This window comes from Streptomyces sp. NPDC107581, assembly GCF_055657175.1.
Window position 1 is genome coordinate 315,221 of sequence record NZ_JBVKBH010000001.1, and the last position, 22,937, is coordinate 338,157.

The following is a 22,937-nucleotide window of genomic DNA, read 5'->3' on the forward strand; positions in this document are numbered from 1 at the left end:
GGGGCCGGTATGGCGGGGCGAGTGCGGACCAAGCGGGTCGTCGTCGCGGCGATCGCGGCGCTGCCCGCACTGTGCACGGAGGACTGCCGCGAGGGGGCCGACCTCTGTCTGAACCTGGACTCCGAGTACGCCCGGCCCCCGGCCGGTGCCGGGGCGGACGCGGTCACCGTGAACGTGACCTACGAGGGCACGGACACCGCACTGGTGCAGTTCACGGCGTTCACCGTGTGAGGCGGGCCGGCCCGTGCGACACACGGGCCGGCCGCCCGTGCCACGCGGCCGGCCCGTCTCAGAGCGTCTTCCCGGCCGGAACGGCCGGGACAGGACATCCCTCGGACAGAACGTCCGGGTCAGGACATCCCCCCGGACAGAACGTCCGGGTCAGGACATCCCCCCGGACAGAACGGCCGGGTCGGAACGGCCGTCCGGTCAGAGCGTCTTTCCGGTCGCCGGGCCCACGATCAGGCCCTCGCCGAAGCGGTCCACACGGACCGTGTCGCCGTCCTTGATCTCCCCGGAGAGGATCTCCTTGGCAAGGCGGTCGCCGATGGCGCTCTGCACCAGGCGGCGCAGCGGGCGGGCGCCGTAGGCCGGGTCCAGGCCCTCCTCGGCGAGCCAGGCCAGCGCCTCGGGCGTGATGTCCAGGGCGAGCCGGCGCTCGGCCAGCCGCCTGGCCAGGCGGTCGATCTGGAGCTGGGCGATCCGCTCCAGTTCGGACTTGGTCAGCGCCGAGAAGACCACCAGGTCGTCGAGCCGGTTGAGGAACTCGGGCTTGAAGGAGGTGCGGACCACCTCCAGCACCTGCTCCTTCTTCTCCGCCTCACTGCTGATCGGGTCGACCAGGTACTGGCTGCCCAGGTTGGAGGTGAGCACCAGGATGGTGTTGCGGAAGTCGACCGTGCGACCCTGACCGTCGGTCAGGCGCCCGTCGTCCAGTACCTGGAGCAGGATGTCGAAGACCTCCGGGTGGGCCTTCTCCACCTCGTCCAGCAGGACGACGCTGTACGGGCGCCGCCGCACGGCCTCGGTCAGCTGGCCGCCCTCCTCGTAGCCGACGTAGCCGGGGGGCGCGCCGACCAGGCGGGCCACGCTGTGCTTCTCGCCGTACTCCGACATGTCGATGCGGACCATGGCCCGCTCGTCGTCGAAGAGGAAGTCGGCGAGCGCCTTGGCGAGTTCGGTCTTGCCGACACCGGTCGGGCCGAGGAAGAGGAAGGAACCCGTCGGCCGGTCGGGGTCGGCGATTCCGGCCCGGGAGCGCCGTACCGCGTCCGACACGGCCCGTACGGCCTCGCTCTGGCCGATGAGCCGCCTGCCGAGTTCGTCCTCCATGCGCAGCAGCTTCTGCGTCTCGCCCTCCAGCAGGCGCCCGGCGGGGATGCCGGTCCAGGCGGCGACGACGTCGGCGATGTCGTCGGAGCCGACCTCCTCCTTGACCATGGTGTCCTCGGCGACCTCCTCCTCGGCCTCGGAGGCGGCCTCCAGCTCCTTCTCCAGCTGCGGGATCTCGCCGTAGAGCAACTTGGCCGCGGTGTCGAAGTCGCCGTCGCGCTGGGCACGTTCGGCCTGGCCGCGCAGGTCGTCCAGCCTCTCCTTCAGCTCACCGACCCGGTTGAGGGACTGCTTCTCCTTCTCCCAGCGGGCGGTCAGGCCGCGCAGCTCCTCCTCCTTGTCGGCGAGGTCGCGGCGCAGCTTCTCCAGGCGTTCACGGGAGGCCGGGTCGGTCTCCTTGGCGATGGCCAGCTCCTCCATCTTCAACCGGTCCACCGAGCGCTGGAGTTCGTCGATCTCGACCGGGGACGAGTCGATCTCCATGCGCAGCCGGGAGGCCGCCTCGTCGACCAGGTCGATGGCCTTGTCGGGAAGGAAGCGCGAGGTGATGTAGCGGTCGGACAGGGTCGCGGCCGCGACCAGCGCGCTGTCGGCGATCTGCACCTTGTGGTGGGCCTCGTAGCGGCCCTTGAGGCCGCGCAGGATGGCGATGGTGTCCTCGACGGTCGGCTCGGCGACCAGCACCTGCTGGAAGCGGCGCTCCAGGGCGGGGTCCTTCTCGATCCGCTCCCGGTACTCGTCCAGCGTGGTCGCGCCGACCATGCGCAGCTCGCCGCGGGCCAGCATCGGCTTGAGCATGTTGCCCGCGTCCATGGCGGAGTCGCCGCCCGCGCCGGCGCCCACGACGGTGTGCAGCTCGTCGATGAAGGTGATGATCTGCCCGTCGGAGTCCTTGATCTCGGCGAGCACGGACTTGAGCCGCTCCTCGAACTCGCCGCGGTACTTGGCGCCCGCGACCATCGCGCCGAGGTCGAGCGAGACCAGCCGCTTGTCCTTCAGTGACTCGGGCACGTCGCCCTTCACGATCCGCTGGGCGAGCCCCTCGACGACGGCGGTCTTGCCGACGCCGGGCTCGCCGATGAGGACCGGGTTGTTCTTCGTACGGCGGGAGAGCACCTGGACGACCCGCCGGATCTCCTGGTCCCGCCCGATGACGGGGTCCAGGCGGCCCTCGCGGGCGGCGGCGGTGAAGTCGCTGCCGAACTTCTCCAGGGCCTTGTACTGGCCCTCGGGGTCGGCGGTGGTCACGCGGCGTCCTCCCCTGGCCTTCCGGAAGGCCTCCTGCAGCTTCTTCGCGTCGGCGCCCTGCTGCCGGAGCACCTCGCCGGCCGCGCCGCCCTTCGCGGCGATGCCGGTCAGCAGGTGCTCGGTGGACAGGTACTCGTCGCCGAGCTCCTTCGCCCGCTCGCCGGCGTCGGCGATCACCGCGAGCAGCTCGCGGTTGGGCTGCGGCGGCGCCACGGTGGAGCCGGTCACGCTGGGCAGCCCGGCCAGCACCCGCTCGGCGCCCGACCGCACGGCGGCCTGGTCGGCCTCGACGGCGGCCAGCAGGTCGGTGATGTTCTCGTTGTCCTGCCCCGCGAGCAGCGCGAGCAGCAGGTGGGCGGGGGTGAGGTCCGGGTGCCCCGCGGTCACGGCACGGTTGCTTGCCGCGTTGATCGCGTCCCGGCTCCTGTTGGTCAGCTCGGCGTCCACGTATCCGCTCTCCTCCTCGGCGCCGGCTCCTCGGCCGTGCCTCTCACGTCTCCCACTGCTGACTTAACCAGCGTACACAAAGTTGAGTCTATTCCGCTCAAGGCTGGGCGGGGAGGGATCTGCGGCTAGGTTTCGGCCCATGACTGCCATGACCGCGCACTCCGCGCACTCCGTGGACCCGGTTGCCCCGGACGAGCCGTACCTCGCCTTCTGGCGGGAGCGGCACCTGTGCACGCTGACGACCCTGCGCCCCGACGGCAGCCCGCACGTGGTGCCGGTCGGGGTGACCTACGACCCCGAGGCGGGGCTGGCGAGGGTGATCACGAACCGGACGAGCGCGAAGGTGTCCCACATCCTGGCGGCCGGGGCCGGGGGTGCGCGGGTCGCCGTGTGCCAGGTGGACGGCCGGCGCTGGGCCACGCTGGAGGGCCGGGCGCGGGTGCGGGGCGAGGCGCTGGGGGTCCCCCCGCTGGAGCGGAGCCGGGAGCGGGAGCGGGTCGCGGAGGCGGAGCGTCGCTATGCCGAGCGGTACGGGCGCGTGCCCCGCGAGAACCCCTTCCGGGTGGTGATCGAGATAGAGGTGGAGCGGGCGCTCGGGCGGGGCTGAGACGGGGCGGTCAACCGGTTGGTTTCAGCCACCGCGAAAGCGCTCCCATACAGCGAAATGTCGCCATAAACTGCAGCGGCGTCACCGTGTTCAGGTCACGGTGACGCCGCTGCGGGGGGAAGCACCTGAGCGATTTTTTTTACGACGGGGGAATCGCGTCAGGCACTGCGGGGGGTGGCCGAGATCGTCCTCAGGTCCGGTTCCTCCGGCTCAGCCAGCCGATGGTCCCGTTGGTCCAGGTTCACAAAGATCATGCCGTAGCGGACGGCACACCGCACCGGCTGCGGCGCCCCGCGGGGCTTGCGCAGACACCGGTACGCGCGCACATCCTCGTCGTCGTCCCGGGTGACGACGACCGGCTCGCCGAACACGGTCACCATCAGCGAGTCACCACTGTGGGGGATGGCGGTGACCAGGTCGATGAAGTGCCAGCCCGAGCGGTAGGCGGTGGCCATTTCGCGCCGGAAGGAGCGGTCGTCTGGTGGAGTGGTCATAGTCAGTCAGTCCCAGACACTGTCATCCATGCTGACCGGAGTCTTGACGCCGACAGCTACCGTCCCCGTCCGAGTACCACTCGACTTGTGGCCGTCACCCTGTGCGCCGGAGAGGCCGGCCAGTGTTCCGAAGGCCACAACGGCGGAGAAGGCGGCGACAAGCACCGAGCGAAGCATTCTCTTACGCATAGTCGGCTTCGTCCTCACTTGAAGGTCCCCTCTTCCCCCGTCGAGTAAGACGATGGCTCATTCGGGCACGTCATGACCACACGATCGGTGCATCATGTTCCTGCACGTTCAGGACCCTGGGGGGTGGAGATTTGGCAACAAATGGGACTAAGGCGGCACATCCCCATGCGATGACCGAGCTGTGTGACGAAGGCAACCGCCTCTATGCGACGGCACTGCGCACCGGTCGCATCGCACGCTCGGATGCCGAGGCGGCTCCGTGCCTGATGGAGTTCGCCCTCCTCCACCCCGATCCGGACGACGCGAGCTGGCTGCGCCCCGTCCCGCCCTCGGTGGCCCTCGCCCAGCGGCTCCACCCCCTGGAGCGGGAGATCAGCGACCGGCGCCGGATGTCCGTGGCCCTGGCCGACGCCTTCGAACCGTTCATGGCGCTCAGCGCGCAGGAGAGCGCGCCGACCCACTCGATCACCGTCCTGGAGGGGCTCGACCGGATCAACGCGGCGCTGGACCTGGCCACCGCCCAGTGCCGGACGGAGATGCTCACTGTGCAGCCCAGCGGCCGGCGGCGCCCCGAACACCGGCTCATCGAGGGGCTCGAACGGGACAAACCGCTGATCGAGCGCGGGGTGCGGATCCGGACCCTGTACCAGCACACGGCCCGGTACAGCCCCGACCGGCTGGCCTACGTGGACCAGTTCACCAACGGCAAGGTGGAGTACCGCACCATCGACGAACTCGTGGAGCGGCTCATCATCTGCGACGAGACCGTGGCGTTCATCCCGATCAGGGACGACCGCCAGGTGGCCCTGGAACTCCGCCACCCCGGCCTGGTCAGCTATCTGACCAAGGTGTTCGAGTTCATGTGGAACCGCGCGGTGCCGCTGACCGCCGGAACCCCCTACGAGACGGCCCCCGACGGCATCACCGACATCCAGCACTCCATCGCCAAGCTCCTGGTCGAGGGCCATGTCGACGAGGCCATCGCCCGCCGCCTGGGCATGAACGTCCGCACCTGCCGGGCCCACATCGCCAAGCTCGCCCAGGCCCTCGGCAGCGGCAGCCGCGCCCAGCTCGGCTACCTCATCGCCCAGTCGGGGATCCTGGACAAGGGCACCTCGCTGCCGGAGCCGGGCGGCCGGCCGTGAGCGGCATACCCGAGGGGGCGCCCCGATGAGCTGGGCGCCGCACCCCGGGCACAGCGCCCAGGAGCTGTGCCCGGCGGGATCGGAGCTGTACGAGCGCGCCCTGCGCGAGGGGCGGATCAGCAGCGCGGAGGCCGAGGCCGCGCCCTGCCTGCTGGAGTTCGGGCTGCTGCAGCCCGCCGTCGAGGACATGGACCGGCTGGAGCCCGTCGCCGCGACCGTCGCCCTGCACGAGCTGCTGCGGACCTCGGCGGAACGCATCGCCGACGAGCGGCGCCACCAGGCACACCTCGCCAAGTCCTTCGAACCGCTGCTGCGGGCGAGTGCCGGGCTCACCGGTGCCGCCGGTGAACCGCCGACGATCCGGGTGCACAGCGGCGTCGACCGGATCAACCAGGCCATCTCCCACGCCATGGCGGACGCGTCACAGGAGTGCCTCGCGATCCACCCGCACGTCACCCACACCCGCACGCCCCCGCAGATCCACGCCCTGGCCCTCGACCGCGACCAGGCCCTGCTCGACCGCGGCGGCCGCATCCGCACCCTCTACCAGCACACCCTGCGCCACGCCCCGACGGTCCAGGCCCGGTACGAGCAGTTGCAGGGCGATGTCGAGGCCCGCACGCTGAACGAGGTCACCGAACGGCTCCTCGTCTTCGACCGCGCGGTCGCCTTCATCCCGGCGAACAAGGACCGCACGCTCGCGCTGGAGATCCACCACCCCGCCATGGTCGAGTACCTGGCGACGGTCTTCGACCGGCTCTGGCACCTGGCCACGCCCATGTACCCGGAGGCGGTCCAGAAGCCGTCCCTCAACGGCGTCACCCCCCGCCAGCGGGCCATCGCCGCCCTGCTCGTGGAAGGGCACACCGACGCCGTCATCGCCGACCGCCTCGGCATGAACATCCGCACCGCCCGCGTCCACATCGCCAAGCTCGCCGCGACCCTCGGCAGCGAGAGCCGGGCCCAACTCGGCTATCTCATAGGCGAGTCGGGGATCCTGAAGCAGGACGACGGCGAGGAGGAGGGGGAGGTGGCGGTGGAGTGAGCGCGGCAGCGCACCGGGATCATCCGGCCGAGGAGCTGTGCACCGCCGGGGAGGAGCTGTACGCACAGGCCCTGCGGGACGGCCACCTGGGCGCCGGCGAGGCCGGCCGGGCCCCCTGCCTGACCGGCTTCGGCCTGCTGCACCCGGCCCGCGACGACCCCGCCCGGCTCGAACCGGTTCCCCCCGCCGCCGCCCTGAACCGGCTGCTGCGCCGCTCCCGGGCCCGGATCGCGGACGAGTACCGGCGCGAGGAACGACTGGTGGAGCGGTTCGAGCCGCTGCTGCGGACGGACGGGCCCCGGGCGGCCGACGGCGGCACCGGCCCCGACGCCCCGCTGCTGCGCCTGCACAGCGGCACCCAGCGCATCAACCAGGCCCTCACCGAGACGATGGAGGAGGCGCACGAGGAGGTCCTGTGCATCCAGCCGCACTCCGGACTCGCCGGTCCGCGCGGCGCCGCCGCCCATGAGATCTCCGTCCGCCGTGACCAGCGGCTGCTCGACCGCGGCGGCCGCATCCGGACCCTCTTCCAGCACACGGTGGTACATCTGCCGGCCGTCCACGGCCACAACGCACGGCTCAGCGGTGACGTCGAGGCCCGCTGCCTGGACGAGCTGACCGAGCGGCTCATCGTCATGGACCGGAAGGTGGCGTTCGTGCCGGCCGACGACGAAGGCTCGCTCGCGCTGGAGGTCCGCCATCCTGCGCTGGTCGGCTACTTCGCCACCACGTTCGACCGGCTGTGGCGGCTGGCCACGCCCATGTTCCCGGAACCGGTGCGCCGTCCCACCCTGAACGGCGTCACCCCCCGCCAGCGCGCCATCGCCGCCCTGCTCGTGGAGGGCCACACCGACACCGTCGTCGCCGAGCGCCTCGGCATGAACGTGCGCACCGCCCGTGACCACATCGCCAAGCTCGCCGCCACCCTCGGCAGCGAGAGCCGCGCCCAGCTCGGCTACCTGATAGCGGGATCCGGGCTGCTCGATCCGGAGGGGGCAACCGGATGAGCCGGCACGAGCACGGCATCGAGGAGCTGTGCGAGGCGGGCGCCAAGCGCTACGAGCAGGCCCTGCGGGACGGCTTCCTGCGCGCCGGGGACGCCGCGGACGCCCCCTGCCTGACCGACCTCGGGCTGCTGCACCCGGCCCTCGACGACCTCGGCCGGCTCGAACCCGTCGCCCCCGCCGCCCTGCTGAGCCACCTCCTGCGCGGCTCCCGCGCCCGCATCGCCGAGGAACGCCGCCGCGAGGACCGCCTGGTGGCGCTGTTCGAACCCCTGCTGCACGGCGGGACGCAGCACGGTGCGCACACCGACACCCCCACCCTGCGCGTTCTCTGCGGCACCGGCCGCATCAACGGCGCCATCAGCGACGCCATGACCGGAGCGGCCCAGGAGGTGCTCTGCGTCCAGCCCTACAGCCACTACCAGAACGAGCGCGGCCAGGCCGCCCAGGCCGTCGCCATGGACCGCGACCAGGCGCTGCTCGACCGCGGCGGCCGCATCCGCACCCTCTACCAGCACACCCAGCGCCATCTGCCGCTCGTCCTGGCCCGCTACGAGCAGCTGCGCGGCGACGTGGAGGCCCGCACCCTGGACGAGCTGCCGGACCGGCTGATCCTGATCGACCGCACGGTGGCGTTCGTCCCGGCCGGCGACGACGGGCGGCTCGCCCTGGAGGTGCGCCACCCGGCCCTGCTCCGGTTCTTCGCGACGGCCTTCGACCGGCTGTGGCGTCTGGCCACGCCCATGCATCCGCAGGCCGTCCAGCGCCCCACCCTGAACGGCGTCACCCCCCGCCAGCGCGCCATCGCCGCCCTGCTCGTGGAGGGCCACACCGACACCGTCATCGCCGACCGCCTCGGCATGAACGTGCGCACCGCCCGCGTCCACATCGCCAAGCTCGCCACCACCCTCGGCAGCGAGAGCCGCGCCCAGCTCGGCTACCTCATCGCCCGGTCGGGGATTCTTGATCGGGAATCCTGAGCACCGGCGGGCCGGTGTGCAGGGGCTGGTCCAGACCCACCTGGGCGATGCGCACGCCCAGTTGAGTGCGGCTCGCCGCGCCGAGGGTGTCCGACAGGCGGGCGATATGGGCCCGGCAGGTACGGACGCTGATGCCGAGCCGCTCGGCGATCACCGCGTCCTGGTGGCCCTCCGCCAGCAGCGCGGCGATGGACCGCTCGCGGTGCGAGATGCCCTCGATGCCGCTGTCGGGCAGGGCCGCCGTCAGCGGCAGTGCCAGGCGCCACAGGCGTTCGAAGACGGTCACCAGGTACTCGACCAGGGCCGGGTGGCGCAGCTCCAGGGCCATCGTGCGCTCGGTGTTGGCGGGGATGAAGGCGACGGTGCGGTCGAACAGGATCAGCCGGTCGATGACCTCGTCCAGGGTGCGCGCCTGGACCGAGTCACCCATCAGGTCAAGGTAGTTGAGCAGCCCCTGCCCGTGCCGGGCCACGTGCGTGTACAGGGCGCGCATGTGCACACCCCGGCCGCGCAGGGCCACCGCCCGGTGCAGTCCCTCGGTCAGCTCGTCCTCCCGCCGGATGCCGCCGGGCTGCACGATCAGCACCTCCGTGCTGCACGCGTCGGTCGCCTCGTCCATCGCGGCCTGGATGCGGGAGAGCCCGTCCAGCACGCGGATGGCCGTGCCCTCGCCCGGTGCCGACAGCGCCTGCAACTGGCGGCCCAGGCCCGCGTACCACTCGAAGGCGGCCACCGCCGAGCCCACCCGCCGCTGGCTCTCCCGGACCTCGTCGTGGACCCCGCGCAGCAGCCGGGTCATCACCTCCTGCGGGGAGGTCGGCACCAGCCAGTCCATGTCGTCGGGGTCGGGGTGCAGCAGGGCCAGTTCCAGTAGGCAGGGCACCGGCTCCGCGTCCGTGCGGGGCACCCGTCCCCGACGCACGGCCCGGGAATACACGCGATCCCCGGCCCCGCACAGTCGGTCGGCACCGTGTGGATGCTCCTCCGTCCCGCGCCCGGCCATCGCCCATTCCACCCCCGGCTTGCTGCCACTTCCGCAGCGCAACTATGCGCGGCCGGGACCGGGTCCGCAACACGGCTCGCGCGGCCACGGGCACCGCAAACCGGCGTTATGACCGGTTTTCATCCGGCCTCCGCCCGTCGCATTGCAACAAGATGATGGTGGTGGCGCGATCGTCACGGAGGCATCGTTGTTCCCGCTTCCCCCGGGTGCACCAGCACCCGGGGCGGCCCTGGCCGGACACCCCCCCGTTCGGCCGGGGCCGTCGTATCGCGCTCACGGGGGTGGCGCGATGTGAGAGGGCCGCTCAGCACGTGACGCGGCAACCGTCGTAAACCCGCCGATGGTTGCCGCGTCCCGTGTTGTTCTCCGGTGGTCCGCCGGCCGCTCCGCGTCAGCGGTCCCGCACGCGCGGGTGACGACGGGGCCCGCGCCGCGATCGACCGCGCCGTAGTCGCCGGTCCGGGGACCCACCGCCACGGGCACCGGACGCCGATGGCGCTCGCCTCCGGGGGCTCGCCGCGCCGCGAGCCGCAGGCCGCCGTGCCGCAGGCCGTAGGCCGCCGTGCGCGGGCCGCAGGCCGCCGTGCCGCAGGCCGTAGGCCGCCGTGCGCGGGCCGTAGGCCGCCGTGCCGCAGGCCGCCGTGCCGCAGGCCGCCGTCCGGGGCCTCGCGCCGCGCCTGCCGCTACTTCAGGCCGACGGCCGCGCAGGCCGTCTTGTACTTGACGGTGCAGATGTCGCCGACCGTGTAGATCCCGTCCGCAACGACGGTGTCCTTGACCCTGTCCTTGGTCAGCTCGGTCACCTGGACCAGCTTGGCCGGGATGTCCTTGCCGGTGGGGCTGTCCACCTTGTCCTGGGTGAGGGCGTCGAACTGGATGTCCTTGCCCTGCACCTTGGTGACGGCCATCTGGGCGGCGGCCTCGGCCTCGTCCGGGTAGGACTTGTAGACGCTCATGTACTGCTCGCCGGCGATGACCCGCTGGACCGCGTCCAGTTCGGCGTCCTGGCCGGTGATCGGGGGCAGCTTGGTGACACCGGCCGCCTCGAAGGCCTTGATGACACCGCCGGCCATGCCGTCGTTGGCGGCGTAGACCGCGGCGATGTTGTTCTTGCCGATCTTGTTGATCGCCTCGGTCATTTCGGCCTCGGCGTTCTCCGGCTTCCACTCCTTGGTGTCGAAGCTCTCCGCGATGTCCACCTTGCCGTTCAGCTCGGAGAGCGCGCCCTGCTTGAACTGCTTGGCGTTCGGGTCGGTGGGCGAGCCGTTCACCATGACGACCTTGTCGGAGGTGTCGACGTTCGACCCCAGGGCCGCCAGCAGCGAGCGGGCCTGCACCTCGCCGACCAGCTCGTTGTCGAAGGAGATGTAGGCGTCGATCGGGCCCTCGGCGAGCCGGTCGTAGGCGATGACCGGAATGCCCGCGTCCTTGGCCTTCTTGACCTCGCCGGCGATGGCGTGCGAGTCGACCGCGTCGAGCAGGATGACGTCGACCTTGTCGTCGATCATCTGCTGCAGCTGGCCGGCCTGCCGGGTGGCGTCCGCGTTCGCGTTCGCGTACGAGACCTTGCCCTTCTGGTGGGTCAGCTCGGCGACCTTGCTCTTGATGATGGGGTAGTCGAACTTGTCGTAGCGGGAGTTCGCCTTCTCCGGCAGCAGCAGCCCGATCGTGACGTCGTCGCCCTTGGTCGGGCTCGCGCTCGCGCTGTCCCCCGTGGCGTTCAGCACGCCGCAGCCGGCGAGCGAGAGGGTCATGGTGGATGCAGCCACGGTTATGGCGATACGACGCATTCGAGGACTCACTTCAGGTGCGTTCCGGACGTGGGTGCTGCTTTACGACCCAGGTGTCTGAAAAGACAACTTGCAGCCGCTACCCGGCGTCAAGCGGAACTACTTAACGAGTGCGCAACAGCACGCTCCGCTGCACCTGTGAAGGAGCAGCGGAATCGCCTCCAAACACTCTTTACGGACCCTCCATTCAAGGAGAGTCCATGAGATGGCAAAGGAGTCCACTCGATCAGGTGATCGAACAGACCCGGCCATCCACCCCGTGCGGTCCTCCTGCTGAAGCGTCCGGCGCGGGAAAGGGCGAGATCGTCGTGGCGGGCGCGTCGGTCCCGGGTCGTACTGCGCCGCACCGCCGGAACGGAACCGGCGGACCACGTGCCGACCGGCACCCGAGTGGCGCGAGGACGCGGTCCCCGACGCCACGGCCGCGGCAGGCCACGCGACGGCACGGCAAGGGCCCCGGCAGGCCACGCGACGCCACGGCAAGGGCCCGCGGACGGTGGACGTCCGCGGGCCCGGTGCTGCTGAGGTGCCGTCAGTCCGACGGCTGCTGCCGCTTGGGGCGCCACACCACCAGCGCGCTGGTCTGCTGTACCTCCTGGTACGGGACCAGGTCGCGGCGGTAGGAGGCGTGGACGGCGGCCTCACGCTGCTGCATCGCGGCCGCCGCGCCGTCCAGGGCCGCCTCCAGCTCCGCGACGCGGGACTGGAGCGCGATGACCTGGTTCTCCAGTTCGATGATCCGCTTGATGCCGGCCAGGTTGATGCCCTCGTCCTGCGACAGCTGCTGCACCTGGCGGAGCAGTTCGATGTCGCGGGCCGAGTAGCGGCGGCCTCGTCCGGCCGTACGGTCCGGGGAGACCAGACCGAGCCGGTCGTACTGGCGCAGCGTCTGCGGGTGCAGTCCGGAGAGCTGGGCCGCCACCGAAATGACGTAGACCGGAGTCTCCTCGGTCAGTTCATACGGGTTCCGTCGACGGCCTGAAGTGTCCATGGCGGCTGTCAATCTCCCTTCGCGGCCTCGAACAGCTCCGCCCGCGGGTCCTCGCCCGCGGTCGCCTCGCGATACGCCTCCAGCGCGTCACGAGCCTTCCCCGACACGTCCCTCGGGACACTCACCTCGACGGTGACCAGCAGATCGCCGCGGGTGCCGTCCTTGCGGACCGCACCCTTGCCCCGGGCGCGCATGGTACGCCCGTTGGGCGTGCCGGGCGGGAGCTTCAGGGTGACGGCCGGGCCGCCGAGGGTCGGGACCCGTACCTCACCGCCGAGGGTCGCCTCGGCGAACGTCACCGGCACGGTGACGGTGAGGTTGTCGCCCTTGCGCCCGAACACCGGGTGCTCGCCGACGTGGACCATCACATACAGGTCGCCCGCCGGACCGCCCCGCTCGCCGGGCGCGCCCTTGCCGCGCAGCCGGATGCGCTGGCCGTCCGTGACCCCGGCCGGGATCCGGACCTGCATCGTGCGCGAGGACTTGGCGCGTCCGCTGCCCTTGCACTCCATGCAGGGGTGCTCGGCGATCAGACCGCGGCCCTTGCAGTCGGGGCAGGGGTCGGTGAGCGAGAATCCGCCGCCCGAACCCCGCGCCACCTGTCCGGTGCCGACACAGGTCGGGCACACCCGCGGTGTGCCGTTCTTGTCGCCGGTGCCCGAACAGGCCTTGCAGGGCGCCTGGGAGGACATCCGCAGGGGCACCGTGGCGCCCTCGATGGCCTCCGTGAAACTCAGCGTGACCTCGGACTCGATGTCCTGGCCGCGCCGGGGCTGGGTACGGGTGCCCGAGCCGGCACCGCCGCGGTTGAACAGGCCCCCGAAGACGTCACCGATTCCGCCGCCGAAGCCTCCGCTCTGGGCGTTGCCCCCTCCTCCGAAGAGGTCGCCCAGGTCGAAGTTGTAGGAGCCGCCGGCGCCCGGCCCGGGGCGGAAGCCGCCGTTGCCGAACAGGGCGCGTGCCTCGTCGTACTCCTTGCGCTTCTTCGGGTCGCCGAGGACGTCGTTCGCCTCGGAGATCTCCTTGAAGCGCTCCTCCGCCTTGGCGTTGCCCTTGTTGGCGTCCGGGTGGAACTCGCGGGCGAGCTTCCGGTACGCCTTCTTGATCTCGGCCTCGGTGGCGTCCTTGGGGACGCCGAGGACCTTGTAGAAGTCCTTCTCGATGAAGTCCTTGGTGCTCATCCCCGACGTCCCTCCTTCCTGTCTTCAGTGATTACGTCAGCCCTCGTCCGGGCCACCGTTCTCCTTGTCGTCGGCGGCGCCGGTCGCCGGGCTCTCCTCGGCGTCCTCGGCCTTGACGGTCTGCGCGCCGGGCTGCGGTTCGGCGACGGCCACCCGCGCGGGGCGGATGGTGCGCTCGCCGATGCGATACCCGGGCTGCAGGATGGCCACGCACGTCGTCTCGGTGACGTCCGGCGCGTAGCTGTGCATCAGGGCCTCGTGGATCGTCGGGTCGAAGGGCTCGCCCTCCTTGCCGAACTGCTGCAGACCCATCTTGGCCGCCACGGTCTCCAGCGACTCGGCCACCGACTTGAAGCCGCCGACCAGTTCACCGTGTTCCCGCGCGCGGCCGATGTCGTCGAGCACGGGCAGAAGCTCGGTCAGGAGGTTCGCGATCGCGATCTCCTTGACCGTGATCCGGTCCCGCTCCACGCGGCGGCGGTAGTTCTGGAACTCGGCCTGGAGCCGCTGGAGGTCCGCGGTGCGCTCCTCGAGCGCCTTGCGCACCTGGTCCAGCTGGGCCGTCAGACCGGCGATCTGTGCTGCGTCCCCGGCCGGGGCCGCCCCCTCTTCGGGGGCGGCCTTCGGCTCGGCGTCGTCGGGGGTGGCGCCGGAGGGGACGTCGGGCTTCTCCTCGAAGCCCGGGGTCTCCTCCGTCACGCGGCACCGTCCTTGCGCTCGTCGTCCACGATCTCCGCGTCGACCACGTCGTCGTCGGCCTTCGGGGCCTCGGCACCGGCGGCACCGCCCGCGGCGGCCTGCGCGCCCTGGGCGTCGGCGTACATGGCCTGGCCCAGCTTCTGCGAGACGGCCGCGACCTTCTCGGTGGCGGTGCGGATCTCGGCGGTGTCCTCGCCCTTGAGCGCGGCCTTCAGCTCCTCGACGGAGGCCTCGACCTCGGTCTTGATCTCGCCGGGGACCTTGTCCTCGTTGTCCTTGAGGAACTTCTCGGTCTGGTAGACGAGCTGCTCGCCCTGGTTGCGGGTCTCGGCGGCCTCGCGGCGGGCGTGGTCCTCCTCCGCGTACTTCTCGGCCTCCTGGCGCATGCGGTCGACCTCGTCCTTCGGCAGCGAGGAGCCGCCGGTGACGGTCATCTTCTGCTCCTTGCCGGTGCCGAGGTCCTTGGCCGTGACGTGCATGATGCCGTTGGCGTCGATGTCGAAGGCGACCTCGATCTGCGGGACACCGCGCGGGGCCGGCGGCAGACCGGTCAGCTCGAACATCCCGAGCTTCTTGTTGTACGCCGCGATCTCGCGCTCGCCCTGGTAGACCTGGATCTGCACGGACGGCTGGTTGTCCTCGGCGGTGGTGAAGATCTCGGACCGCTTGGTCGGGATCGTCGTGTTCCGCTCGATGAGCTTCGTCATGATGCCGCCCTTGGTCTCGATACCGAGGGACAGCGGGGTCACGTCGAGGAGCAGGACGTCCTTGACCTCACCCTTGAGGACACCGGCCTGGAGCGCGGCGCCGATGGCGACGACCTCGTCCGGGTTCACGCCCTTGTTGGCCTCGTTGCCGCCGGTCAGCTCCTTGACGAGCTCGGCGACCGCGGGCATCCGGGTGGAGCCACCGACGAGGACGACGTGGTCGATCTCGTTGATGGAGATGCCGGCGTCCTTGATGACGTTGTGGAACGGCGTCTTGCAGCGCTCCAGCAGGTCGGCCGTCAGCTGCTGGAACTGAGCCCGGGTGAGCTTCTCGTCCAGGTGCAGCGGGCCCTCGGCGGACGCGGTGATGTAGGGCAGGTTGATCGAGGTCTCCGTGGAGGAGGACAGCTCGATCTTGGCCTTCTCGGCGGCCTCACGGAGGCGCTGGAGGGCCATCTTGTCCTTGGACAGGTCCACGCCGTGGCCGGACTGGAACTGCTTGACCAGGTAGTCCACGACGCGCTGGTCCCAGTCGTCGCCACCGAGGTGGTTGTCACCGTTGGTGGCCTTCACCTCGACGACGCCGTCGCCGATCTCCAGGAGGGACACGTCGAAGGTGCCGCCACCGAGGTCGAAGACGAGGATCGTCTGGTCGTCCTTGTCGAGGCCGTAGGCGAGCGCGGCCGCCGTGGGCTCGTTGACGATGCGCAGGACGTTGAGACCGGCGATCTCGCCGGCTTCCTTCGTCGCCTGGCGCTCGGAGTCGTTGAAGTACGCCGGGACGGTGATGACCGCGTCGGTCACCTTCTCGCCCAGGTACGACTCGGCGTCCCGCTTCAGCTTCTGCAGGATGAACGCGGAGATCTGCTGGGGGTTGAAGTCCTTCCCGTCCAGCTGGATCTTCCAGTCGGTGCCCATGTGACGCTTGACGGACCGGATGGTCCGGTCCACGTTCGTGACCGCCTGACGCTTGGCGACCTCGCCGACGAGCACCTCGCCGTTCTTGGCGAAGGCGACGACGGACGGCGTGGTCCTGGCGCCCTCGGCGTTGGTGATGACGGTGGGCTCGCCGCCCTCCAGAACGCTGACGACGGAGTTAGTCGTGCCCAGGTCGATGCCGACCGCACGTGCCATGGTTGATTCCTCCAGCTGACTTGAGTGCAACAGGCTCAAGTGTGCACGAGGAGATTCTCTGGGTCAACAGACCTGAGTCACGCGGACTCAACTCTTATCCGTTCCTTACACGCAATTGCCCTCTGACCTGCGACGATGCCTCAGTGCGAGGCGACTGCGACACGTGAACAGGGACCCGAAGGAGTACGAGGACGGCGAAGACCGCCCCTCCGGCCACCCACAGCACGGCCCCCCTCCCCGTCCATCCACTGTGCACGAGCACCCCCACGAGCACCGCGGAGAAGGAGGCGGCGCCCAGCAGCACGACGGACCCCTGGGGCGTGAGCCCGAGCCGCCGCAGCCGGTGCGCGAGGTGGTCAGGGCCGCGCCGGAGCAGCGGCCGGCGGGCCGTCCCGCGCGCGAGGACCACCAGCAGGAGGTCCGCGGCGGCGACGGCGCCGAGGCAGAACAGCACGCCCGCGGTGGGCCCCAGCGCGTACCCCGCGCGCGTGAAGACGGCGGCCGAGGAGAGCAGGAACCCGGTGAACAGCGACCCGCAGGCCCCCAGCCCCACCCGCGCGGGATGCCAGTTGTGCATCAGGAAGCCGGTGAGGGCGGCGGCGAAGACGCTGAGCAGCACGGCGAGCCCGTCCATCACCTCGGCGGCGGCACAGGCCCCCGCCCCGAAGGCGGTGACCACCCCGACCGTGCCGGCCAGCCCGTCGGCGTGGTCGAGCCCCTTGAAGGCGAGCGAGGCGAAGACGATCCAGCCGACGGCCAGGATCCCGCCCCAGACACCCGTCTCGTCGTACGGCACCACGCAGGCCGCCGCCACGGTCGTACCGGCGACCAGGACCCGCGCACGCAGCCGCCAGAGGTCGGCGACCAGCCCGAGCAGGGCGACGCCGGCCCCGGCGACGAGCAGCCCTCCGACACCGTCCCCGAGCCGGGCGACCTTCGTCCACTCCCCCGCCCAGGAGACCAGACAGGTGACGGCCACGACGGCGAGCCCCCCGATCACCGGCACCGGGCGCTGCCGCCGCCGGTCGACGAGCCCCGCCCGCCGGGCGGGCACCCTGAGCAGCGCCGCGAGCACGGCGGTCAGAAGCAGGGCGGCGGTGGCGGCTGCGATCCCGTAGAGCACGGCTCTAAGTTAGGCCCGAAAGTAGCAATTCGGTACGAATAACACGATCGGAATGCCTGTCCGCTCAGGCTCACCTCAGCGATCCAGATCACCCCGCTCCTGGCTACAGTGCGAGGAAGGATGCGGGTAGTCTCAGACGGACTGCATAAGTTACCGCTTAGTAATCTCGCCAGAGGAAACCCTCGCAGGCCCGAGGAGCCCCGAAATGCAACTCGCCGCGATCATCGTGTCGCTGGTTCTGATCGTGGTCGGCGTGGCCCTGTTCGCGCGCGCCCTCCTGCAGATCTACACCTTCATGCGGCTCGGCCAGAACGTGCCCGCGGGCACCCGTACCGACGAGCCCGTGCAGCGCACCGTCACCGTGGCCAGGGAGTTCCTCGGCCACACCCGGATGAACCGCTGGGGCATCGTGGGCGTGGCGCACTGGTTCGTGGCGGTCGGCTTCTTCTCCCTCCTGCTGACGATCGTCAACGCCATCGGCCAGCTCTTCAAGGCCGACTGGATCCTGCCGGTCATCGGCGACTGGGCGCCGTACAACATCTTCGTCGAGTTCATCGGCACGATGACCGTGCTGGGCATCGCGGTCCTGATCGTGATCCGCCAGCTGAGCAAGCCGAACAAGCCCGGCCGCAAGTCCCGCTTCGCCGGTTCCAACTTCGGCCAGGCGTACTTCGTCGAGGCCGTCATCCTCATCGTCGGCGTCTGCATCTTCATGCTGCACGCGCTGGAGGGCGCCCAGCACCACGTGGACGGCTACGAGGCCTCGTTCTTCATCTCGTACCCGGTGGTGTCGTGGCTGAGGGGCATGGACGTCTCCACGCTCCAGAACCTCACCTACTTCTTCGCGGGCCTGAAGATCGCGACCTCCTTCATCTGGATGATCACAGTCGCCCTGAAGACCGACATGGGTGTGGCCTGGCACCGCTTCCTGGCGTTCCCGAACATCTGGTTCAAGCGCAACGCGACCGGCGAGACCTCGCTGGGCGCCCTGCTCCCGATGACCTCCGGCGGCGAGCCGATCGACTTCACCGACCCCGGTGACGACGACGTCTTCGGCGTCTCCCAGGTGGAGCAGTTCTCCTGGAAGGGCCTGCTGGACTTCTCCACGTGCACCGAGTGCGGCCGCTGCCAGTCGCAGTGCCCCGCCTGGAACACGGGCAAGCCGCTCTCCCCGAAGCTGCTGATCATGTCGCTGCGCGACCACGCGCACGCCAAGGCGCCGTACCTCCTGGCCGGCGGCGGCAAGACCATGGAGGGCGAGGAGAAGGCGGGCGAGGAGCAGCTCGCCTCGGTGCCCGCGGCGGCGCTGGCCGAGGCCGAGCGCCCGCTGATCGGCACCGCCGAGGAGAACGGCGTCATCGACCCGGACGTGCTGTGGTCCTGCACCACCTGCGGTGCCTGCGTCGAGCAGTGCCCGGTGGACATCGAGCACATCGACCACATCGTCGACATGCGCCGCTACCAGGTGATGATCGAGTCCGCGTTCCCGTCCGAGGCGGGCACGATGCTCAAGAACCTGGAGAAGAAGGGCAACCCCTGGGGCCTGGCCAAGAAGCAGCGCCTGGAGTGGACCAAGGAGGTCGACTTCGAGGTCCCGGTCGTCGGCAGGGACATCGAGGACCTCACCGAGGTCGAGTACCTGTACTGGGTCGGCTGCGCCGGTGCCCTGGAGGACCGCGCGAAGAAGACCACCAAGGCCTTCGCCGAGCTGCTGCACATCGCGGGCGTGAAGTTCGCGATCATGGGCGGCGACGAGAAGTGCACCGGTGACTCCGCCCGCCGCCTGGGCAACGAGCCCCTCTTCCAGGAGCTCGGCATGGAGAACGTCATGGCCCTGAACATGGCGTTCGGCGAGGAGATGGACGACGACGGCAAGGTGACCGAGGAGTCCCGCAAGCCGAGGTCGGCCAAGAAGATCGTCGCCACCTGCCCGCACTGCCTCAACACCATCGGCAACGAGTACCCGCAGATCGGCGGCGACTACGAGGTCATCCACCACACCCAGCTGCTGCAGCACCTGGTGGACGAGGGCAAGCTGATCCCGGTCACCCCGGTCGAGGGCATCATCACCTACCACGACCCGTGCTACCTGGGCCGCCACAACAAGATCTACACGCCCCCGCGCGAGATCATCGGCAAGGTCCCGGGCCTGCGCAACGAGGAGATGCACCGCCACAAGGAGCGCGGCTTCTGCTGTGGCGCCGGTGGTGCCCGGATGTGGATGGAGGAGCGGATCGGCAAGCGCATCAACAACGAGCGTGTTGATGAGGCCCTGTCGCTCAACCCCGACATCGTCTCGACCGCCTGCCCGTTCTGCCTGGTCATGCTGACCGACTCGGTCAACGGCAAGAAGAACGAGGGCAAGGCCAAGGAGTCCGTCCAGGTCGTGGACGTCGCCCAGCTGCTCCTCGAGTCCGTCAGGACGCCGGCCGACCCGGCGGGCGCGGCGGAGCCCGAGAGCACTCCGGAACCGGAGCCGGTGAAGTAACCGCTCCTCGACGTACGGCGCCCCCTGACCCGCACAGGCAGGGGGCGCCGTCATGTCGCGCCGCCCCCTCCCCCCACAGGCAGGGGGCGCCGTCATGTCGAGCCGCCCCCGGTCCGTCGGCCGAGGTCCATGCCGGCCTGGTCATGGCCGTGTCCGGGGAAGAGGCGCAGGGCCGCATCGGCCGGGGACGGCCCGGTGGCGGCGCAGGGCCACACCGGCCAGGGATTGCCCGGTGGCGGCGCAGGGCCACATCAGCCAGGGACTGCCCGGTGGCGGCGCAGGGCCACACCGGCCAGGGACGGCCCGGTGACGGCCTTCTTGCGTGCGCGGGCCGCGACGGACTCGCCGAACCGCTCACCCCGGGTGCGCTGTTCGCGTCCGACCGGCGCGCGCTCCCCGGTCCTCTCGCTCATGCGGCGAACCCTACCCTCTTAGTTGCACGACTACAAAAGTTGTCTTGTTGCACTTTTGAACCGAGTGTGCTCTTCTGGAGCCGTCGGCCGCGTGGCACTGCCCGGCCGCAGCCCTCCCCTTGTCCTGCCTGCCGATCACCCAGACGGACGGAGCACCACCATGAACGCCTCCAGCGCACCCCGCATCGCGATCGTCGGCGCCGGCCCCGGCGGCCTGACCTGCGCCCGCGTCCTCCAGCAGCACGGCATCACCGCCACCGTGTACGACCTCGACGCCTCCCGCACCGCGCGCGACCAGGGCGGCACCCTCGACATGCACCCCGACTCCGGCCAGAACGCCCTGCGCGAAGCCGGGCTGCTGGAAGACTTCCTGGCCCTCGCCCGCCCCGAAGGCCAGCAGATGCGCCTGGTGAGCCGCGACGGACGCGTCCTGTTCGACGCCGTCCCGCCCGAGGCCGACACCGAAGACGGCAACCCGGAGATCGACCGCGGCCAGCTGCGCGACCTCCTGCTGGACTCCCTCACGCCCGGCACCGTGCGCTGGAGCCACAAGCTCACCCACGCCGAACCCCTCACCGACGGCGTCCACCGCCTGCACTTCGCCGACGGCACCACGGCCGAGCACGACCTCGTCGTCGGGGCCGACGGCGCCTGGTCGCAAGTCCGCCGCCTGCTCTCCGGCGCGACGCCTGTCTACACCGGTGTCACCTTCGTCGAAACCGGCCTCGACGACGCCGACACCCGCCACCCCGCACTCGCCGCCCTCACCGGCGACGGCACGATGATGGCCCTCGACGACAACCAGGGCTTCATCGCCCAGCGCAACAGCCACCAGCACATCCGCATCTACGTCGGCATGCGCACCGACGAGCACTGGCACCGGAACACCGGCCTCGACCTGACCCACCCCGCCGCGGTACGCGAAGCCCTGCTCAAGGAGTTCACCGGCTGGCACCCCGACCTGCTCGGCTTCATCACCGACACCGACACCGGGTACGTCAACCGGCCGCTGTACGCCCTGCCCGTCCCCCACACCTGGCAGCACACCGCCGGCCTCACCCTGCTGGGCGACGCCGCCCACCTCATGTCCCCGTTCTCCGGCATGGGCGCCAACCTCGCCATGCTCGACGGCGCCGACCTCGCCCGCGCCCTCATCGGCAACACCACCGTCGACGACGCCGTCCGCGCCTACGAGAACCTCCTGCTGCCCCGCTCCGTCGAAGCGGCCGAAGGCGCCGCCGAGGGGATCGACGGCGCCTTCGCACCCGACAGCGCCGCCCAGACCCTCGCCCACCTGGCCCCGGCACGTCCGCTCGGAAGCGCGGGGGGTGCCTCTCGGTGAATCGGGGGCGCGGGGCCGTAGCACCCCGGTACCACCCGCGCGGTGATGCCGGTCCAGCCCGTGAACGGACCGGGCCCCGAGGGTGTCCTGTGGATCCGTGATCTGCTGACGTCGCCCGCGGCCGGGGGACGGACGGTGCTCGTCCCCTCGCACCTGATGAGCGAGGTGGCGCTGGTGGCGGACCATCTGATCGTCGTCGGCCGTGGACGCAACCGCCCGGACGCGACGGCCGGGATCAGCCGCGCTCCTCCGGCGCCCCGGCAGTCCGGCGGGAGCGGAGCACCTCGGTCAGCACCGGGATCAGCGACACGACGACGATCAACGCGACGATGGGGAGCAGGTAGCGGTCGACGTTCGGGATCGAGGACCCCAGCGCGTAGCCGGCGAGCGTGAGGCCGAGGCTCCACACCAGCCCGCCGATCACCTGCCACATCGTGAACGTCCGGAGCGGCACCCCCAGCGCGCCCGCCATCGGGTTGAGCACCGTCCGCACCACCGGCACGAAGCGGGCCAGGACGACCGCTTTCGCGTGTCCGTACCGCTCCAGCAGTTCCTCCGCCCGCCGCGCTCCCTCGTGCAGGCGCGTCGAGCGGCTGCGGGCGAGCAGCGTCCCGCCCGCCTTCCGGCCGAGCACATACCCGCACTGCGCACCGGCCAGCGCTCCGAGGGCCGCCGCGACCAGCAACGGCCCCAGCGAGAGGTGCACGGCCTGGTCGGCCGACCCCGTGCACAGCAGACCCGCCGTGAACAGCAGCGAGTCCCCGGGAAGGAAGAAACCGACCAGCAGCCCCGTCTCGGCGAACATCACCACGCCAACGCCCAGGACGCCGAACGCGGCCAGCAGCGACCGGGCGTCCAGCACGTTGACGGCCAGCTGCGAGGCGAGGTGCAGTGGTGTGGTCATAGGACCTGGGCCTTCCTAGGAGTGACTACGGACACGTAGACGCTTGCCGTGGACGAATGACGAGCGAGAAGCGCTCCCGCGGTCCAACGCCGGTCAGTGGTCTTGGGCACTGCCATCGACCGGGTGAACGTCATGCGTCACGGCGCGGCCGGGCCGCACGTCGCCTGGGTGTAGCCGACCCGCACGTCGCATGGGTGTACTGGACCGCCGTGATCATGGTCAGCGTGTTCGGCACGATGGCCGCCGCCGTGCTGCACGTCGGCCTCGGCGTTCCGTACGCCGTGTCCGCCCCGCTGTTCCTCGTCGTGCCGGCCGCGGTCTTCGTCCTCCGGTACGCCGTCGAGCGGACCCTGTCCATCCACAGCATGCGCACCCGGAGCCGGGAGTTCTTCCACCGGGCGGCCGTCCTGGCCACCTTCGTGCTCGCTACGGCGGCCGGCGACCTCACCGCGACCGTCGGATTCGGCTACTCGGTTCGGTCGCGCTCTTCGCCGTCGCGATCTGCGTGCCCGCGCCCGCCCACCGATTCGGCACCCTGAACGCCGCACTCGCCTTCTGGACGGCGTACGTCGTCACCCGCCCCCTCGGAGCCTCCCTCGCGGACCGGATGGCGGGCGGACGAGGCCGGGGCCAGGGCCGCGGGCGGCCTCAGGCCTCGCCCCGCTTCGTCC

Annotated in this window: 20 protein-coding genes; 9 read left to right on the forward strand and 11 right to left on the reverse strand. The window is 70.7% G+C overall.

Annotated elements, in window-relative coordinates:
* Positions 1-9 precede the first annotated feature (9 nt).
* A complete protein-coding gene (locus tag ACZ7P3_RS01470) occupies positions 10-231 on the forward strand; it encodes a hypothetical protein (protein WP_472078320.1) in 222 nt (73 codons plus the stop codon).
* A gap of 198 nt (positions 232-429) precedes the next feature.
* On the opposite strand, the gene clpB is transcribed toward ACZ7P3_RS01470, so the two are convergent.
* On the reverse strand, positions 430-3,027 hold the full coding sequence (gene clpB / locus ACZ7P3_RS01475; protein WP_472078321.1) for an ATP-dependent chaperone ClpB: 2,598 nt from the start codon (positions 3,025-3,027) through the stop codon (positions 430-432).
* 139 nt (positions 3,028-3,166) lie between these two features.
* Between clpB and ACZ7P3_RS01480 the strand changes: the two genes are divergently transcribed.
* Complete coding sequence (locus ACZ7P3_RS01480) at positions 3,167-3,634, forward strand: pyridoxamine 5'-phosphate oxidase family protein (protein ID WP_472078322.1); 468 nt, start codon at positions 3,167-3,169, stop codon at positions 3,632-3,634.
* Positions 3,635-3,792: 158 nt separating this feature from the next.
* On the opposite strand, the gene ACZ7P3_RS01485 is transcribed toward ACZ7P3_RS01480, so the two are convergent.
* Entirely contained in the window at positions 3,793-4,128 is a 336-nt protein-coding gene (locus ACZ7P3_RS01485) for a hypothetical protein (protein ID WP_472078323.1), read from the reverse strand.
* A gap of 359 nt (positions 4,129-4,487) precedes the next feature.
* Between ACZ7P3_RS01485 and ACZ7P3_RS01490 the strand changes: the two genes are divergently transcribed.
* From ACZ7P3_RS01490 to ACZ7P3_RS01505, 4 genes are read left to right on the forward strand one after another with little or no spacing between them, the layout of a single operon-like run.
* Positions 4,488-5,462, forward strand: a complete 975-nt coding sequence (locus tag ACZ7P3_RS01490) for a helix-turn-helix transcriptional regulator (RefSeq protein WP_472078324.1) — start codon at positions 4,488-4,490, stop codon at positions 5,460-5,462.
* Between the two features lie 25 nt (positions 5,463-5,487).
* On the forward strand, positions 5,488-6,507 hold the full coding sequence (locus tag ACZ7P3_RS01495; RefSeq protein ID WP_472078325.1) for a helix-turn-helix transcriptional regulator: 1,020 nt from the start codon (positions 5,488-5,490) through the stop codon (positions 6,505-6,507).
* Entirely contained in the window at positions 6,504-7,514 is a 1,011-nt protein-coding gene (locus ACZ7P3_RS01500; protein ID WP_472078326.1) for a helix-turn-helix transcriptional regulator, read from the forward strand. Before ACZ7P3_RS01495 ends, ACZ7P3_RS01500 begins: the two co-directional genes overlap by 4 nt.
* The gene (locus ACZ7P3_RS01505) at positions 7,511-8,491 is read left to right on the forward strand and encodes a helix-turn-helix transcriptional regulator (RefSeq protein WP_472078327.1); all 981 of its coding nucleotides are present in this window, start codon (positions 7,511-7,513) and stop codon (positions 8,489-8,491) included. The genes ACZ7P3_RS01500 and ACZ7P3_RS01505 overlap by 4 nt, the downstream gene beginning before the upstream one ends.
* On the opposite strand, the gene ACZ7P3_RS01510 is transcribed toward ACZ7P3_RS01505, so the two are convergent.
* From ACZ7P3_RS01510 to ACZ7P3_RS01540, 7 genes are all read right to left on the reverse strand, one after another.
* Complete coding sequence (locus ACZ7P3_RS01510) at positions 8,454-9,494, reverse strand: helix-turn-helix transcriptional regulator (protein WP_472078328.1); 1,041 nt, start codon at positions 9,492-9,494, stop codon at positions 8,454-8,456. The genes ACZ7P3_RS01505 and ACZ7P3_RS01510 overlap by 38 nt on opposite strands.
* A gap of 683 nt (positions 9,495-10,177) precedes the next feature.
* Positions 10,178-11,284: a sugar ABC transporter substrate-binding protein gene (locus ACZ7P3_RS01515; RefSeq protein ID WP_472078329.1), complete on the reverse strand. Its 1,107-nt coding sequence runs from the start codon at positions 11,282-11,284 to the stop codon at positions 10,178-10,180.
* Positions 11,285-11,816: 532 nt separating this feature from the next.
* Positions 11,817-12,275 (reverse strand): heat shock protein transcriptional repressor HspR, encoded by a 459-nt coding sequence (locus ACZ7P3_RS01520; RefSeq protein WP_472078330.1) that lies wholly within the window; start codon positions 12,273-12,275, stop codon positions 11,817-11,819.
* An 8-nt stretch (positions 12,276-12,283) separates the two neighbouring features.
* On the reverse strand, positions 12,284-13,456 hold the full coding sequence (gene dnaJ / locus ACZ7P3_RS01525) for a molecular chaperone DnaJ (RefSeq protein WP_472078331.1): 1,173 nt from the start codon (positions 13,454-13,456) through the stop codon (positions 12,284-12,286).
* 36 nt (positions 13,457-13,492) lie between these two features.
* Positions 13,493-14,155 (reverse strand): nucleotide exchange factor GrpE, encoded by a 663-nt coding sequence (grpE, locus tag ACZ7P3_RS01530; RefSeq protein ID WP_472078332.1) that lies wholly within the window; start codon positions 14,153-14,155, stop codon positions 13,493-13,495.
* On the reverse strand, positions 14,152-15,996 hold the full coding sequence (dnaK, locus tag ACZ7P3_RS01535; protein WP_472078333.1) for a molecular chaperone DnaK: 1,845 nt from the start codon (positions 15,994-15,996) through the stop codon (positions 14,152-14,154). The genes grpE and dnaK overlap by 4 nt, the downstream gene beginning before the upstream one ends.
* Before the next feature lie 94 nt (positions 15,997-16,090).
* On the reverse strand, positions 16,091-17,119 hold the full coding sequence (locus ACZ7P3_RS01540; protein WP_472078334.1) for an MraY family glycosyltransferase: 1,029 nt from the start codon (positions 17,117-17,119) through the stop codon (positions 16,091-16,093).
* Between the two features lie 205 nt (positions 17,120-17,324).
* Between ACZ7P3_RS01540 and ACZ7P3_RS01545 the strand changes: the two genes are divergently transcribed.
* Positions 17,325-19,607 (forward strand): (Fe-S)-binding protein, encoded by a 2,283-nt coding sequence (locus ACZ7P3_RS01545; protein ID WP_472078335.1) that lies wholly within the window; start codon positions 17,325-17,327, stop codon positions 19,605-19,607.
* Positions 19,608-19,858: 251 nt separating this feature from the next.
* Here the strand turns inward: ACZ7P3_RS01545 and ACZ7P3_RS01550 are convergent, their stop codons facing one another.
* Complete coding sequence (locus ACZ7P3_RS01550) at positions 19,859-20,020, reverse strand: hypothetical protein (protein WP_472078336.1); 162 nt, start codon at positions 20,018-20,020, stop codon at positions 19,859-19,861.
* Positions 20,021-20,180: 160 nt separating this feature from the next.
* Here ACZ7P3_RS01550 and ACZ7P3_RS01555 point away from each other — a divergent pair, with 160 nt between their 5' ends.
* On the forward strand, positions 20,181-21,362 hold the full coding sequence (locus ACZ7P3_RS01555) for an FAD-dependent oxidoreductase (protein ID WP_472078337.1): 1,182 nt from the start codon (positions 20,181-20,183) through the stop codon (positions 21,360-21,362).
* A gap of 235 nt (positions 21,363-21,597) precedes the next feature.
* On the opposite strand, the gene ACZ7P3_RS01560 is transcribed toward ACZ7P3_RS01555, so the two are convergent.
* Complete coding sequence (locus ACZ7P3_RS01560) at positions 21,598-22,266, reverse strand: DedA family protein (protein WP_472078338.1); 669 nt, start codon at positions 22,264-22,266, stop codon at positions 21,598-21,600.
* Positions 22,267-22,460: 194 nt separating this feature from the next.
* On the opposite strand from ACZ7P3_RS01560, the gene ACZ7P3_RS01565 reads away from it, so the two are divergent.
* Positions 22,461-22,805 carry a hypothetical protein gene (locus tag ACZ7P3_RS01565; RefSeq protein WP_472078339.1) on the forward strand — a complete coding sequence of 115 codons (345 nt, stop codon included), beginning with the start codon at positions 22,461-22,463 and terminating at the stop codon, positions 22,803-22,805.
* The last annotated feature ends 132 nt before the right edge of the window (positions 22,806-22,937 follow it).

Bases quoted from the DNA above. Each gene is read 5' to 3' on its own strand.
- ACZ7P3_RS01470 (WP_472078320.1), top strand. From the start codon at position 10: ATGGCGGGGCGAGTGCGGACCAAGCGGGTCGTCGTCGCGGCGATCGCG.
- ACZ7P3_RS01480 (WP_472078322.1), top strand. From the start codon at position 3,167: ATGACTGCCATGACCGCGCACTCCGCGCACTCCGTGGACCCGGTTGCC.
- ACZ7P3_RS01485 (WP_472078323.1), bottom strand. From the start codon at position 4,128: ATGACCACTCCACCAGACGACCGCTCCTTCCGGCGCGAAATGGCCACC.
- ACZ7P3_RS01490 (WP_472078324.1), top strand. From the start codon at position 4,488: ATGACCGAGCTGTGTGACGAAGGCAACCGCCTCTATGCGACGGCACTG.
- ACZ7P3_RS01495 (WP_472078325.1), top strand. From the start codon at position 5,488: ATGAGCTGGGCGCCGCACCCCGGGCACAGCGCCCAGGAGCTGTGCCCG.
- ACZ7P3_RS01505 (WP_472078327.1), top strand. From the start codon at position 7,511: ATGAGCCGGCACGAGCACGGCATCGAGGAGCTGTGCGAGGCGGGCGCC.
- ACZ7P3_RS01510 (WP_472078328.1), bottom strand. From the start codon at position 9,494: ATGGCCGGGCGCGGGACGGAGGAGCATCCACACGGTGCCGACCGACTG.
- ACZ7P3_RS01515 (WP_472078329.1), bottom strand. From the start codon at position 11,284: ATGCGTCGTATCGCCATAACCGTGGCTGCATCCACCATGACCCTCTCG.
- ACZ7P3_RS01520 (WP_472078330.1), bottom strand. From the start codon at position 12,275: ATGGACACTTCAGGCCGTCGACGGAACCCGTATGAACTGACCGAGGAG.
- dnaJ (WP_472078331.1), bottom strand. From the start codon at position 13,456: ATGAGCACCAAGGACTTCATCGAGAAGGACTTCTACAAGGTCCTCGGC.
- dnaK (WP_472078333.1), bottom strand. From the start codon at position 15,996: ATGGCACGTGCGGTCGGCATCGACCTGGGCACGACTAACTCCGTCGTC.
- ACZ7P3_RS01545 (WP_472078335.1), top strand. From the start codon at position 17,325: ATGCAACTCGCCGCGATCATCGTGTCGCTGGTTCTGATCGTGGTCGGC.
- ACZ7P3_RS01550 (WP_472078336.1), bottom strand. From the start codon at position 20,020: ATGAGCGAGAGGACCGGGGAGCGCGCGCCGGTCGGACGCGAACAGCGC.
- ACZ7P3_RS01555 (WP_472078337.1), top strand. From the start codon at position 20,181: ATGAACGCCTCCAGCGCACCCCGCATCGCGATCGTCGGCGCCGGCCCC.
- ACZ7P3_RS01560 (WP_472078338.1), bottom strand. From the start codon at position 22,266: ATGACCACACCACTGCACCTCGCCTCGCAGCTGGCCGTCAACGTGCTG.